The sequence below is a fragment of the Pseudanabaena minima str. Chao 2107 genome, assembly GCF_051131155.1.
GTDB lineage: Bacteria > Cyanobacteriota > Cyanobacteriia > Pseudanabaenales > Pseudanabaenaceae > Pseudanabaena > Pseudanabaena minima.
Genome location: NZ_CP159508.1, coordinates 1,449,821 through 1,462,761 on the forward strand (window position 1 = coordinate 1,449,821; position 12,941 = coordinate 1,462,761).

General features: G+C 43.5%; 13 protein-coding genes. 9 read left to right on the forward strand and 4 right to left on the reverse strand.

All coding sequences use genetic code 11. From position 1 onward, the window contains the following. Positions 1–49: 49 nt before the first annotated feature. Positions 50–826 (forward strand): DODA-type extradiol aromatic ring-opening family dioxygenase, encoded by a 777-nt coding sequence (locus ABM313_RS06285; RefSeq protein ID WP_434686818.1) that lies wholly within the window; start codon positions 50–52, stop codon positions 824–826. A 150-nt stretch (positions 827–976) separates the two neighbouring features. Next, a complete protein-coding gene (locus tag ABM313_RS06290; RefSeq protein WP_434688391.1) occupies positions 977–1,924 on the forward strand; it encodes a glutathione S-transferase family protein in 948 nt (315 codons plus the stop codon). A 130-nt stretch (positions 1,925–2,054) separates the two neighbouring features. Here ABM313_RS06290 and ABM313_RS06295 read toward each other — a convergent pair whose 3' ends face one another. The 4 genes from ABM313_RS06295 to ABM313_RS06310 form a co-directional block, all read right to left on the reverse strand. Then, positions 2,055–3,899, reverse strand: coding sequence for an ABC transporter ATP-binding protein (locus ABM313_RS06295; RefSeq protein WP_434686819.1), 1,845 nt, complete (start codon positions 3,897–3,899; stop codon positions 2,055–2,057). A 106-nt stretch (positions 3,900–4,005) separates the two neighbouring features. Further along, positions 4,006–4,512 (reverse strand): hypothetical protein, encoded by a 507-nt coding sequence (locus ABM313_RS06300; RefSeq protein ID WP_434686820.1) that lies wholly within the window; start codon positions 4,510–4,512, stop codon positions 4,006–4,008. Between the two features lie 18 nt (positions 4,513–4,530). Beyond that, entirely contained in the window at positions 4,531–5,289 is a 759-nt protein-coding gene (locus ABM313_RS06305; RefSeq protein WP_434686821.1) for an SIMPL domain-containing protein, read from the reverse strand. A gap of 83 nt (positions 5,290–5,372) precedes the next feature. Then, positions 5,373–5,630: a hypothetical protein gene (locus ABM313_RS06310; RefSeq protein ID WP_434686822.1), complete on the reverse strand. Its 258-nt coding sequence runs from the start codon at positions 5,628–5,630 to the stop codon at positions 5,373–5,375. Between the two features lie 186 nt (positions 5,631–5,816). On the opposite strand from ABM313_RS06310, the gene ABM313_RS06315 reads away from it, so the two are divergent. The 7 genes from ABM313_RS06315 (at position 5,817) to ABM313_RS06345 (ending at position 12,898) form a co-directional block, all read left to right on the forward strand. After that, a complete protein-coding gene (locus ABM313_RS06315; RefSeq protein ID WP_434686823.1) occupies positions 5,817–6,158 on the forward strand; it encodes a nucleotidyltransferase family protein in 342 nt (113 codons plus the stop codon). A gap of 50 nt (positions 6,159–6,208) precedes the next feature. Beyond that, positions 6,209–8,731, forward strand: coding sequence for a tetratricopeptide repeat protein (locus ABM313_RS06320; protein WP_434686824.1), 2,523 nt, complete (start codon positions 6,209–6,211; stop codon positions 8,729–8,731). 32 nt (positions 8,732–8,763) lie between these two features. After that, positions 8,764–10,116, forward strand: coding sequence for a cytochrome P450 (locus ABM313_RS06325; protein ID WP_434686825.1), 1,353 nt, complete (start codon positions 8,764–8,766; stop codon positions 10,114–10,116). A gap of 53 nt (positions 10,117–10,169) precedes the next feature. Then, complete coding sequence (locus tag ABM313_RS06330; protein WP_434686826.1) at positions 10,170–10,502, forward strand: nucleotidyltransferase family protein; 333 nt, start codon at positions 10,170–10,172, stop codon at positions 10,500–10,502. Continuing rightward, the gene (locus ABM313_RS06335; RefSeq protein ID WP_434686827.1) at positions 10,474–10,800 is read left to right on the forward strand and encodes a HepT-like ribonuclease domain-containing protein; all 327 of its coding nucleotides are present in this window, start codon (positions 10,474–10,476) and stop codon (positions 10,798–10,800) included. The genes ABM313_RS06330 and ABM313_RS06335 overlap by 29 nt, the downstream gene beginning before the upstream one ends. Positions 10,801–10,945: 145 nt before the next feature. Then, positions 10,946–12,541 carry a CHAT domain-containing protein gene (locus ABM313_RS06340; protein ID WP_434686828.1) on the forward strand — a complete coding sequence of 532 codons (1,596 nt, stop codon included), beginning with the start codon at positions 10,946–10,948 and terminating at the stop codon, positions 12,539–12,541. 171 nt (positions 12,542–12,712) lie between these two features. Continuing rightward, entirely contained in the window at positions 12,713–12,898 is a 186-nt protein-coding gene (locus ABM313_RS06345; protein WP_094535522.1) for a PCP reductase family protein, read from the forward strand. Positions 12,899–12,941 lie beyond the last annotated feature (43 nt).

Consider the following 12,941-nt stretch of genomic DNA (forward strand, 5'->3'; position numbering starts at 1 on the left):
AATCTATGAATATAGTTCTAGCTAGAACTATTCTATATAAAACAAATATATGGATAGCTTACCCGCAATTTTCTTATCCCACGGTGCGCCAGATTTGCCGATTCGAGATGGTGCTGTTAGTGATTTTTTGCGATCGCTGCATCAGCAATTTCCAAAGCCCAAAGCAATTTTAGTGATCTCGGCACATTGGCACTCTGATCCCCCGATGGTGAGCGCTGCGACTCATCCTAGAACTATCTATGACTTTTCAGGATTTCCCAGTCAACTCTATGAATTGAGCTATCCTGCATTGGGATCGACCGAACTTAGCGATCGCGTAGTTACATTACTGACGCAAGCGGGTATTCCCTGTGCAACGCATCCCACAAGAGGCTTGGATCATGGAGCTTGGACTCCGTTGTTTCTTTCCTATCCAGCCGCCGATATTCCTGTGACGCAGCTATCGATGCAGTACTACCGCGATCCCCTCCATCATTGGCAAATAGGCAAAGCCCTAGAACCCTTACGCCATGAAGGTGTTCTTATTATTGGCAGTGGAAACGCCACTCACAATATGTATGCTTTTGGTGAATCCTACAATGCCGAACCTCCCGATTGGGTGCGTGTTTTTGATCAATGGCTTGCCCAAAACATTACTGAAGGAAATCAAGAAGCGTTACTGCAATATCGACAACGCGCTCCCTATGCCAAAGAAAACCACCCGACAGATGAGCATCTAATGCCTTTATTTGTGGTGATGGGGGCAGGAGGGACGAAAGGGAAGCAACTGCATAGTAGCTATATCTATGGCGTTTTCAGTATGGCAGCTTACGCATTTACAAATTAAAGTGCTTGTCTTGCAAGTACTTTACAGTGCTTTGCACTTACTTAAAACCCAGAAATATTTTTGAAAGCGGCGCAAAGCGCCGCTTTCAAAAATATTTCTGTACTACTCAAAGCCTCAACAGGCTGTAATACAAATTCAGGAGTAAATAAAATGGCGCTTGGTCAATTAGTCAATGGTAAATGGACAACGGAGTGGACAGAACGCAATGAGAAGGGGCAATTTCAGCGTATGTCCACGCAGTTCCGTCAATGGATTACAGCAGATGGCTCTAGTGGCTTTAAGGCAGAATCTGGACGCTATCATCTCTACATTTCCTTGGGATGTCCTTGGGCGCATCGCACGGTGTTGCTATGGAAGTTAAAGGGATTAGAGAATATCATTAGTCTCTCGATAGTCGATCCAGTGATTAGCGAGCAAGGTTGGCAATTCTCCGACTATGCAGGATCTATTCGCGATACTGTGAATAATGCCGATTATCTATGGCAAGTATATGTCAAGTCTAATCCAACCTACACAGGAAGGGTGACAGTGCCTATATTGTGGGATAAGCAGACCAATCAGATCGTCAACAATGAATCGCGGCAAATCATCCAAATGTTTAATTCTGAATTCAACGAATTCTTAGATTCAGAATTTCAGGATATAGATTTTTATGCACCACATCTGCGTGATGAGATCGATCGCATTATTGATGATATCTATCAGCCCATCAACAATGGTGTATATCGTTGCGGATTTGCCACTTCGCAAGTAGCCTATGATGAAGCTGTTACTGAGTTGTTTCAAGCCTTAGAAAAATATGAAGATCTCCTCGGACAACAGAAATATTTATGTGGCACGCAAATAACCCTTGCAGATTGGTGTTTATTTACAACGCTATTTCGATTTGACTTGGCTTATTATGGACTGTTCAAGTGTAATCTTAAGCGCTTAATAGACTTCCCAAATCTGTGGAACCATTGCTGCGATTTATACCAATATGCTGAGGCTCAATCCGTTTGCAGTATCGACCATGTGAAGCGGCTCTATTATGCGGGGCTACCCGAACTCAATCCATCTCGCATTGTTCCTAAAGGACCTGCGATCGCTTTTGGATAATTAATTGCATAAGGGAGTTACGATTAATTAAAGTACCTACGGCTTCGACTTCGCTCAGCCAACGTTGGCTGAGCGAAGTCGAAGCCATACAAACTCGGTGGTACCTTTTTTCTCGTCAAGTCTCTAATTGTCATTTGTAGCCTGCTGCTTGCAAAGAAAAAAGATGGGCATAGCGTCCATCGGTAGCCAATAACTGCTCATGACTGCCCTGCTCAATAATTATGCCATCAGCCATCACGATAATTTTATCTGCCATACGGACAGTGGAAAATCGATGGGAAATGAGAACTACCATCTGATCCTTGGTGAGCGAACGGAAATGATTGAAAATATTCATCTCTGCCTCCGCATCCATAGCCGCAGTTGGTTCATCAAGGACGAGTATATCCGCTTGCGATCGCATAAATGCTCTAGACAAAGCAATCTTTTGCCATTGACCTCCCGATAGCTCTTGACCACCCTTAAACCATTTGCCTAGCTGGGTACTAAATCCCTGCGGCATATTGTTTATAAAGGGTTTTGCCATGCCTTTCTCGGTGGCAACTTCCCATTCTTGATGCTCATTTAGCCGTTCTACATCACCGACACCGACGTTCTCTCCCACGGTAAACTGATACTGCACAAAGTTCTGAAAAATTACGCCAATTCTCTTTCGCAAAACATCAATATCCCAATCATTGAGATCAACGCCATCTAGTAAAATCCTGCCACTTGTAGGCACGTATAACCGCGTCAGGAGCTTAATCAAAGTAGTTTTGCCAGAACCATTTTCACCGACGATCGCTAGCTTTTCGCCATGTTGGAGATGCAGTGAAATATTCTTTAAAACTGGTTCTTGGCTTTCGGGATAGCAAAAAGACACATTTTCAAATCTAATGCCATCAGGCTCAATCCCTCTAGTAATGATCCCATCAGATTGGGGAATCGGTTGTTCGAGAAATTCATAGAGATTCGCCAAATAGAGATTGTCCTCGTACATGCCACCGATAGAGGTTAGCGCTGAGGCAAAAGTAGACTGACCTTGACGGAATACGACTAAATACATTGTCATTTCCCCTAAGCTGATTTTGCCAGCGATCGCCTCGATCACAATCCATGCATAGGCGGCATAAAATGCGCCCGTACTCAGCAACCCCAACAGGTAGCCCCAAAATCCCTTTTGAATTGTAAGATTGCGATCTTCGTCAAATAGGCGATCAAAAATATCGCGATAACGCTGTAGCAGCATTCCACCTAATTGATAAAGCTGAACTTCCTTTGCATAGTCTTCTCGCGCCAGTAATGTTTCTAGATAATGCTGCTGTCGTGTTTCAGGCGATCGCCATTTAAAGAGACGGAATGAATGCTCCGAAAACTTGGTTTCAGCAATAAAAGAAGGAATCGCCGCTAATACTAAGACAATCACAGCCCAAACCGAAAAATTTAGTAGCAAGCCGCTAAAGGTCAATAGAGTCAGCGCTGATTGACCTAAACCAAAGATACGACTGATCAGCGATAACGGACGACTAGAGGCTTGTGATCGCGCCTGAGACATCTTGTCATAAAATTCTGAATCCTCAAAATGTGCTAGGTCGAGGGTGAGCGCTTTTTCTAAAATCAAGACATTCACTCTTTGCCCAAGTAGCACGCGCAGCAAAGATTGAGATACAGTTAATCCCTTTTGTGCCGCCGCCAAAATCACAATCAAGATTGCTTCAAATCCCACATAACTAAGTGCCAAATTGCGATCGCTTAATAATCCATTCCGCGAAGCCAACACGACGCTATCGACAATCAACTTGCCCACATAGGCGATCGCTGCTGGTAATAGCCCACTCATGATCGTGAAGATCGCGATCGCCACAGTTAAAACTCGGCTAGTTGTCCACACAAGTCCTAGGGCTTTAATTCCGTAACGAAATATCGATAAAGACTTGCGTAAAGTCTTTTTTAGGGATCTACTTCCCTTTGATTCACTTTTTTTCTTTTTTGCCATATTGCCATTTTAAATACTTGTGCAAAATAAATTACCAAAACCCGTAAAGTTGCGCCCCTGCGGGGCGCAACTTTACGGGTTTTGGTTTGCAATTCATGAATTGTCTCTACCTATTGAAAGATCTTGTAATTGAGCGCCAGTAAGCGCCGATGGGAAACTGGGTGTAGTCGCGAGTAATTGATAGCAGCACAAATAAATGACCGCAAAATGTGGCGATCGCCCAAAACTTGGGAAACCATGCTAAGGGAACATCGGGTTCTGGTGCAAAAAAATAAGCCGCAAGGGATGCGATCGCAGTGGGGATGATTACTAACAAAATGCCTAAAATGCTCAACCAACGACTGTTATAAACCTGCACAGCGTTTGCATTTTCCCAACGCTTACCTGTCCAAGCCCATCGCAATGTGGAGATGGTATCTGCCATTCGTAAAAACTGCTGACGCTGATCCTCACTTTGCTCAAGCAGGAAAATATGACTACAAAAGTCGCAAGCCAGAGAGTCCATCATCGGCATGGGGGCAATCTGCCCACGCATACAGACAGGGCAAGGTGCAGCAGGCGAGTGCGAACTAAAATAACTCATGGCTTCAGCAATTAATGATAGAGGTGACACTTCGTGTCACCTCTATCATTATTCAACAGCAAAGGTAATCGCAACCACAGCCCGAATATCTTTGTCAATGGAGGTGGTGTTATAGGAGCCACTGTTGCTCACTTCGGTAGAATATCGCGCCGTAATTTGAAAGACATCGGTTTCCGCCTTGCGAATTGTGCCAAGACGACTACCAGAGACATTGACGATCGCATCACCTCTAGCCTTAGCATCTTTGGTCGCTTCCGAAATCATTTCCACCCGCAACTGGCTAAGCTGCGTATAGAGATATTCCGCAGGGTCTGAGGTGAAGGGAATACCTTCGTTAATCAAATCAGTGCTTGATTGGGCGATCGCACTAATACCATCAACATCCTTAGACCGAATCTCAAAGCGTTGTATTAGTCGATAGGCAATGGTTTTGCCTGTTTGCACCCCGTTACTATTGGTTTCAGGAATAGGCTGGGTTTCGATCGCACTCACGGTGATCGCGTCATCAGGAATATTTTTGCTCTTGAGGTAGGCACGCACGCGCTCGTTATAGCGTTTGAGTTCTTGGAAGGCAAGAGGCAATGTTGTCTGTTGACTAGAAACGGAGCTACGCCAGATCACAAAGTCAGCACGGATGGGACGGGTCGATGAACCAATTACGGTCAACACGTCGTTAGATCTAAGCGATCGCAGGGCATTGCCAGCGAGATAGGCACTACCGACAAGGGCGATGGATAGGGCAAGCATTCCGCTAAATAGTTGGGGAAATGGTGCGACTGGTTTGGGGAGGTTGGATTCTGGTTGCATGGCTTTGTGGGGAATGGAGGCTACATTAGCTGACGTAAAGTAGCTTGTGTAGTTACTGCTTGCAATAAAACGCAAAACTATAGCTAGCGATCACCTTTTTCATTTTTACTTCCAGCAAGCACAGGTTTTACATTTTGCTTTTTGGGGTGCAAGTGTTTGATAACTTCTTGCTGTACTGATACGAATAAGCTCTTGCGAAGAATATCCGATAAACCATCCCAATTTGGAAGGGAGCCTTGAGTAGGGGCAGTAGTTACAATCGCGATCGCGGAGTTGATGACAACTTTGTAGGCAAGGCGCTTGGTAAAGTTGCAAACAGCCTTTGTAGAGAATTTAGACATTTGAGAAACACATTGAAATCAATGAGTTAATTCAACAGGGTTTCCTCAAAGGCTTGTACCCAGGGATTTTCTAGCTTTGTCCTTATATTTCCTAATATTCCCGAAGTTGCCCTATTATTTCCTAGATTGCCCTTATCATTGAAATTAATGTTTTGCTAACGCTCTATAAAAACATAATTTTGCAAGATGAAATTAGCCGATCGCGATCTTGAAATCGTAAATGCAAATAGTACGGTGTTGTCTTGTGAAGAGGCGATCGCATTGTTGCAAGAACACCGTGAGGCGATCGCGCAGTTTCATGTTTCAGCTTTGTTTTTGTTTGGCTCGGTGAGTAGAAATGAGGCAAATGTCAAAAGTGATGTAGATTTGTTGGTGGAATTTGAGAAGCCTGTAGGTTTGTTTACATTTGCACGGTTGCAGCGTTATTTGGAAAGGGTTTTAGGGTGTGCGATCGATTTAGGGACACCAGATTCTTTGCAGCCATATTTGCGTGATATTGTGATGGGAGAAGCTAAGCGTGTCTTCTAATGTGATTGAGCAAATTCGTGAATATTGCCAAGATTGAAATAGGGTGAACTATGGAGTGGCGGGAGTTTTTAACACAACTTGCTGATGAGAATATTAGAAATCTTAAAGCTTTAAGCTCTAACGCACCTACAGAGTCAATTGTGCGAAAAACTTTTATTGAGTCATTCCCTGAACATCATGGAGTTGCAGATAATCCTTTTAAAGATAATAAGACTAAGGAAGCACAGCAAACCTTGGTTTATAAGTGTTTTGAGCAAGTTTGCCATGATTTGAAAGATAAGAGTAAAGGTAAGTGGCAAATTTTAAGAGATTGGCTTAATGATGAGTTTACAAAACTAAACTCACCTAAAAAGAAAGACAGATTTCGTGCTAATGAGCCTTTGCCTTCGATTCCAGTGTGGCATGGGCGGGAGGTGTTGCTCACTCAGTTACAAAATTTTCTAAAAGAGTCTACTTTGCGGGTGTTGGTGTTATTGGGGCAGGGGGGAATTGGCAAGACGAGTTTGGCGATCAAACTAATGGAAAAGATTGTGCCGCAGTATAAGCAAGTGTTTTATTTTCGGGTGCGGGAAGGGACGAGTTTTGATGATTTGGCGAATTTGTTATTGGGGAATTTACAAGCCAATTTCCCCAAGGTTGAGGACAAGATTTATGGGATATTGCAATGCTTGGAGAAAGAGCGGTGTTTGTTGGTGTTGGATAATTTAGAGGAAATTTTGCAGCCAGCTTGTGAAGACAATGGCTCTGGTAATGGGGGCAGTCAGCCCAGAAAGTCGCGATTAGAACCTGTGGGCGATTTGTTGAATGCGTTGGTTTATTGGCGACATAATTCCCATGTTTTGCTAACTAGTCGGGAGATGCCCTATGACTTGGCAGAACGGCGCAGTGATGGGGAAATCGATCCGCTTTTGGTGCGTGTGGAGAGGATAGTGGGGGTATCTCAGTCAAATAGTGTCCAAATCTTGAAGGATTTAAAGTCGCCAGATAGTGAGGCGGATTTGGCTTGGGTTGCGGAGCAGGTGGATGGTCATGTGTTGTTGCTCAAGCTATTGGTGGGGGCTAGCCAAGGAAGGCGAGGATATTTGCGGCAAAATCCCCAACTGGTGACGACAAAAGCAGCACCAATCCTACGGGAGCAAATAGGAAGGCTCAGTGAAGCGGCAAAGGAACTGTTGGTGAGGATGTGTGTGTTGCGGATGGGGATTGATGTGCATGGATTAACTTTTTTGCGTTTGTATACCGACAATTGGGAAAAGGATAATCGACTTGAGATGGCAGTAGAAATTGAGAAACCCGTGGAATTGACTTCTGCGGAACTTGAGGAAACGGAATTACTGATCGGTCAGTTGGTGGCGGCAAGTTTGTTACAGAGCCGTTATGATGAAACGTGCTATCGAGATTTTTACGATCTGCATTCTGTAATCATGCAGTTTTTGCAACGGGAATATGCGGACAAGATTCCTGAACTGATGAGGATTGTGTATAAGTTCTACTGTACTGGCAAAGCCCTAGACAATCCGAAAACTCTTGAAGACTTGCGCCCTGCTTTAGAAGCCCAGTATTTTGCCTTTCAGCTAGGTAATTATGATAAAGCTAATGATTTAATTTATCAAATAGAAAAATACTTGGAGTTTTGGGGTTATTGGTCGCTCCTATTGGAACTTTGCGAACAGGTTTTACCATATCTAGAAAAGTCTAGACAGCCTTATATTATGGGACGTATTGGCTCTAGACATAAAGCTTGGGGCAATTGGAATGAGGCAGAAAAATATTATCAAGATGGTTTATCTATTGCTAAGGAGCTAAACGATCAGAGGTTAATCGCAAATTTAACTGGACAATTGGGAGCCATCGAGCGTAATCGAGGTAACTGGGATGCGGCAGAATCTCTTATCAGGCTATGTTTAGCAGTTGAAGAAGAATTAGGTGATCGCACGGGTATGGCAAGTTCTTGGGGCGTATTGGGAGACATTGAGCGCAATCGAGGCAACTGGGATGGGGCGGAATCTCTCTACAAATTAAAACTTGAAACTTGCACTGAATTAGACGATAAGCAGGGAATGTCACAAGTTATCGGTACATTAGGAGACATCGAGCGCAATCGTGGTAACTGGGATGGGGCAAAATCTCTCTACAGGCAATCTTTGCAATTGCGTACTGAATTAGGCGATCACGCGGGTGTGGCTATGATTTGGGGTCAATGGGGAGGAATTGAGCAAATCCGTGGCAACTGGGATGCAGCGGAATCTCTTTACAGGCAATCTTTGCAATTAAGAACTGAATTAGGCGATCGCGCGGGTATGGCAAGGTCTATCGGTTCGCTGGGCGAAGTTGAATTAAGTAGAGAAAATCTGGATTTAGCAGAAACACTCTTAAATGATGCGTTACAACGTTTTACTGAGTTAGGGGATTTGCAATTTATGGCTGAATGCAATTTCCGATTAGCCCAAGTTTGGCAAAAGCGCGAAGACATCCCCCTTGCTCAGCAATACTACGACAAAGCCAAAACTGTCTATCAACAACTCGGCGCAATCAAAGACTTAGAACGTATGGAAAAAGAGTGGCTGATATAAAATAGAAACAAACCGAAATCATAAAATACAACATGCTCACCGCAATTAACCCCATCGAAACCATCTCGTTATTGCAACAAATTCAATGGGTCGCTGATCCTGTGGGTTACATGGAGAAAGCAGTACGAAAATATCCAGATATTTTTACAGCAAAAATTGTTGGTTTCGGCGGCTCGATTGTATTCGTGAACGAACCACAAGCCATACAGCAAATCCTCACCAACGATCGCAAACAATTTAGCGCCCCAGGGGAACTGAACGGGATTTTAAAACCAATATTAGGCGACGCATCGGTAATAATGCTAGACGGCGATCGCCACAAAAAGCGGCGACAACTAGTGATGCCCTCCTTTCATGGCTCACGGATGCAAAACTATGGACAGCTAGTCTTTGAAATAACCACCAAAGTATTCAAAAATTTAGATATCAATAAAACTCAAAATAGGAGCTTTACTGTCCGCGATGCAATGCAGGACATCTCGCTACAAATTATCCTCCAAGCAGTATTTGGTCTATATGAAGGCGATCGCTGTCAGCAACTAAAAAAACTGATGAGCCAAATGACCGAGCTATTCAACTCACCATTCACCTCAGCAGCCCTCTTCTTTCCATCTCTACAAAAAGATTTCGGTGCTTGGAGTCCTTGGGGCAACTTTGTCCGACAAAAAGAACAAATCGATAAATTAATCTATTTAGAAATCGCCGAACGTCGCGCTCATCCCGATCCAAGTCGCACTGATATTCTGGCAATGCTCCTATCCGCCAGTGACGAAGAAGGAAAGGGGATGACCGATCTGGAATTGCATGACGAACTACTTGCCTTGTTACTCGCAGGACATGAAACCACAGCAACAGCAATGTCTTGGGCTTTATATTGGATTCATCACTTGCCAGATATCAAAGAGAAACTATGGCAAGAGTTAAAGAGCGTCACCGATCCAACGGATTGGATGAGTATTTTTCGATTGCCATACCTGACCGCAGTTTGCAATGAAACTTTGCGAATTCATCCTGTAGCGATGCTAACCTTCCCTAGAGTTGTCCAAGAGCCTATGGAACTATTGGGGTACAAATTGGAGTCAAATACGATTGTGCTTGGTTGCATCTATCTCTTACATCATCGTGAAGAATTGTATCCTAATGCCGAACTATTTAAACCAGAGCGGTTTCTTGATCGCCAATTCTCTCCCTATGAGTTTATGCCCTTTGGTGGCGGTGTGCGTCGCTGTGTGGGTGAAGCTCTAGCCCAGTTTGAAATGAAGATTGTTTTAGCAACAATTCTTGCGAACTATGATTTGGAGTTAGCCGAGCATAAGCCAGTTAAGCCACAACGCCGAGGTGTTACCCTTGCCCCTGCTGGTGGCATTAAAATGAATTTAAAATAAAATCTTGGATGATAAGTCCCCTATCGGCTATAAGTCTGAGGAGTAGAACTAACATGACAACCACAGCTGTTCAGTTACCAATGGAACAAATTGTTGTATTTTGTCATAAGTGGCAAGTAACTGAGTTTGCCCTATTTGGTTCCGTTCTGCGCGATGACTTTCGCCACGATAGTGACATTGATGTATTGCTAACCATTTCCCCCTCTAGCAAACGTGGATTAACTGAAACTCTGCAAATGCGTGATGAACTGCAACACATATTTGGACGTAAAGTAGACATGATCATTAAATCTGCGATCGAACGGAGTGAAAATTGGCTCAGGCGTAAAAACATTTTAGAATCAGCAAAAACAATCTATGTCACGCGATCAAGAATCCCTAATTGATATTTCAACTGCTATCAAACGCATCCAGCGCTACACAGACAAAATAAGTCGGTTAGACCTAGAATCAAATGACGAAAAACTATCAGCAGTCCTTTACCAAATTGCAATTATTGGCGAAGCCACCAAACGGCTATCGCAAACTTTTCGTCAGCAGCATCCAGAAATTGCGTGGCGAGAAATGGCAGGGATGCGGGATGTAATTGTGCATGAATACGATCAGCTTGATTTTGATGTGGTATGGGATATCGTTGAAAATAAATTATCTTCACTTCAGTACCATATCGAACCTTTGCTTTAGGAGAAACATTCGCTAGAAATTGCTAAAATTGGAATATAGTAATCACAGATTGTACTGCTTACTACAAATCACTTAAGCCACAACGCTGAATAGGTAAATCAAAATTACTGCATAGAACTCTAAGAAAATTTGGGAGCAAACTCATATGCGATATTTTCTGTTATGGTTTCTTTCCTTGACGTTTGCGATATTGTCGTTGAGTATTCCCAAATCGGTGCGATCGCAATCTAATTATCCTTCTCGAGATCCCAACAATTCTGATAACCCTTCCAGAAATCCTTCTGGAAATGGCTTTAATCCATTAATACTTTTAAATCTGATCAATTCCTTAAGTCGTTCGGGCAATAGCGATCAACAGCAGGTTGACTTGTCCCCTGACATAGCAGAAATTCGTGGACAAATTGGGCGACTGTACTTCCTCTTAGCAAGACAATATGCAGCTCAAAATCAATTGCCAGAAGCTTGTAATGCCCTCGAAAAAGGATATAGCGCCGAACTAGAGGCTTATTTACACAAACGACTGCGATCACTTCATCCCGACAGTAATGACTGCTATGCCTCAGAAGTGGAGCGCATCTCAAAATTGACAGGTAGCCCGACCGCTCTAATTTATGTCACCACTTCTAAAGGTGGTTTAGAACTAATTGGCGTACCACCTTCCAGTCCCAATCGACCTGCGGGAATATTTTCACGGACTCGGATTGGTGCTAAATCCTTAGAGGAGAAAATGGGAATTCCGTTAGTTCAAAGCAATCAAGCTAGTGGAACTCCGTTTCGGAAAGTTGCCTATAACGTCACCTCCGAAGAAGTCGATCGCGTGATCATTGATTTTCGCAATAATTTACGTGATACCAGTTCCGAAGACTTTTTACCGCAGTCACAACAGCTTTATGATTGGGTAGTGCGCCCAATGGAACCTGAGCTAGAAAAAGCTCAAATAAAAACTCTCGTATTTGTGATGAATGGCAATTTGCGCGTCGTCCCACCAGCCGCATTCCATGATGGTAAGCGTTATTTAGTTGAGAAATATGCAGTCACGACGATTCCCTCATGGCAGTTAACAGAAGCCAACCATCCCGATCGCGCTCTGACTCCCCAAATCCTAGCGATGGGCTTATCTGAGTCCGTTGAAGGTTGGTCACCATTACCTGCTACCAAAGTAGAAGTTGAAACGATTTCCTCGCAGGTGTTAGTTGGCAAAAACTTTATGAACAGCGCCTTTACCAAGGATAATTTGCGATCGCAAACCAGTAGTCAAAATTTTGGAATTATCCATCTAGCTACCCATGCCAAATTTGTCAAACAGTCACCAGAGGAATCTTTTATTCAATTTTGGGGCGATCGCTTACAAATGAATCAAATCTCCAAAATGAATCTAGTGACGGATTTACTTACTCTTAGCGCTTGTGAAACCGCAGTGGGACAAAATCTCGGCTTAGCAGGTTTAGCAGTAGATTCAGGGGCGAAGAGTGTCTTAGCTTCTCTCTGGGCAGTCAGTGATGCAGGTACGGCTCCATTAATGATTCGTTTCTATCGTGGATTGTCCACAGCACCCAGTAAAGCGATCGCCCTGCAAGAAGCTCAATTAGCATTTTTGCGTGGTGAAGTAACTGTTAAGAATAACCAAATATTTGGTATCAAAGGATTTCCCAATATTCCATTCCAAGTCGATACTAGAGGCGTTGACCTAAAACATCCTTACTTTTGGTCTTCATTTATCTTGGTTGGCAATTGGCTGTAAGCAACAAACCCAAAAAGCTTTGGCGCACGCGCAGCGTACACCAAAGCTTTTGGAGTTTGCTGGAGACGGGCTTTTCGGTTTTAAAGCATGATTGTAAATCTACACGAAGTAAATTTTGCTGAAAACTAAGGTGATGGCATACTAGCGATCGCAAGTTTATTAGAGAGAACCATGCAAAAATCGGATTATGACGAGGGCTTAACTTGGACTGCCGAAGCAAAAGTCAAGTACAAAAATATTCCCTACTTTGTACGATCTCAGGCACGTCAAAGAATCGAGCAACTGGCTCAAGCCGCAGGTAGTGATACGATTACCGCAGAAATTGTCGAAAAAGCAAGAGTTGAGTTTGGACAGTGAATAGCCCCATAAATAGCCCCATAAACAATGCAGTGAACAGTGC

Bases quoted from the DNA above. Each gene is read 5' to 3' on its own strand.
- ABM313_RS06320 (WP_434686824.1), top strand. From the start codon at position 6,209: ATGGAGTGGCGGGAGTTTTTAACACAACTTGCTGATGAGAATATTAGA.
- ABM313_RS06345 (WP_094535522.1), top strand. From the start codon at position 12,713: ATGCAAAAATCGGATTATGACGAGGGCTTAACTTGGACTGCCGAAGCA.
- ABM313_RS06285 (WP_434686818.1), top strand. From the start codon at position 50: ATGGATAGCTTACCCGCAATTTTCTTATCCCACGGTGCGCCAGATTTG.
- ABM313_RS06340 (WP_434686828.1), top strand. From the start codon at position 10,946: ATGCGATATTTTCTGTTATGGTTTCTTTCCTTGACGTTTGCGATATTG.
- ABM313_RS06305 (WP_434686821.1), bottom strand. From the start codon at position 5,289: ATGCAACCAGAATCCAACCTCCCCAAACCAGTCGCACCATTTCCCCAA.
- ABM313_RS06330 (WP_434686826.1), top strand. From the start codon at position 10,170: ATGACAACCACAGCTGTTCAGTTACCAATGGAACAAATTGTTGTATTT.
- ABM313_RS06325 (WP_434686825.1), top strand. From the start codon at position 8,764: ATGCTCACCGCAATTAACCCCATCGAAACCATCTCGTTATTGCAACAA.
- ABM313_RS06310 (WP_434686822.1), bottom strand. From the start codon at position 5,630: ATGTCTAAATTCTCTACAAAGGCTGTTTGCAACTTTACCAAGCGCCTT.
- ABM313_RS06290 (WP_434688391.1), top strand. From the start codon at position 977: ATGGCGCTTGGTCAATTAGTCAATGGTAAATGGACAACGGAGTGGACA.
- ABM313_RS06315 (WP_434686823.1), top strand. From the start codon at position 5,817: ATGAAATTAGCCGATCGCGATCTTGAAATCGTAAATGCAAATAGTACG.
- ABM313_RS06335 (WP_434686827.1), top strand. From the start codon at position 10,474: ATGTCACGCGATCAAGAATCCCTAATTGATATTTCAACTGCTATCAAA.
- ABM313_RS06295 (WP_434686819.1), bottom strand. From the start codon at position 3,899: ATGGCAAAAAAGAAAAAAAGTGAATCAAAGGGAAGTAGATCCCTAAAA.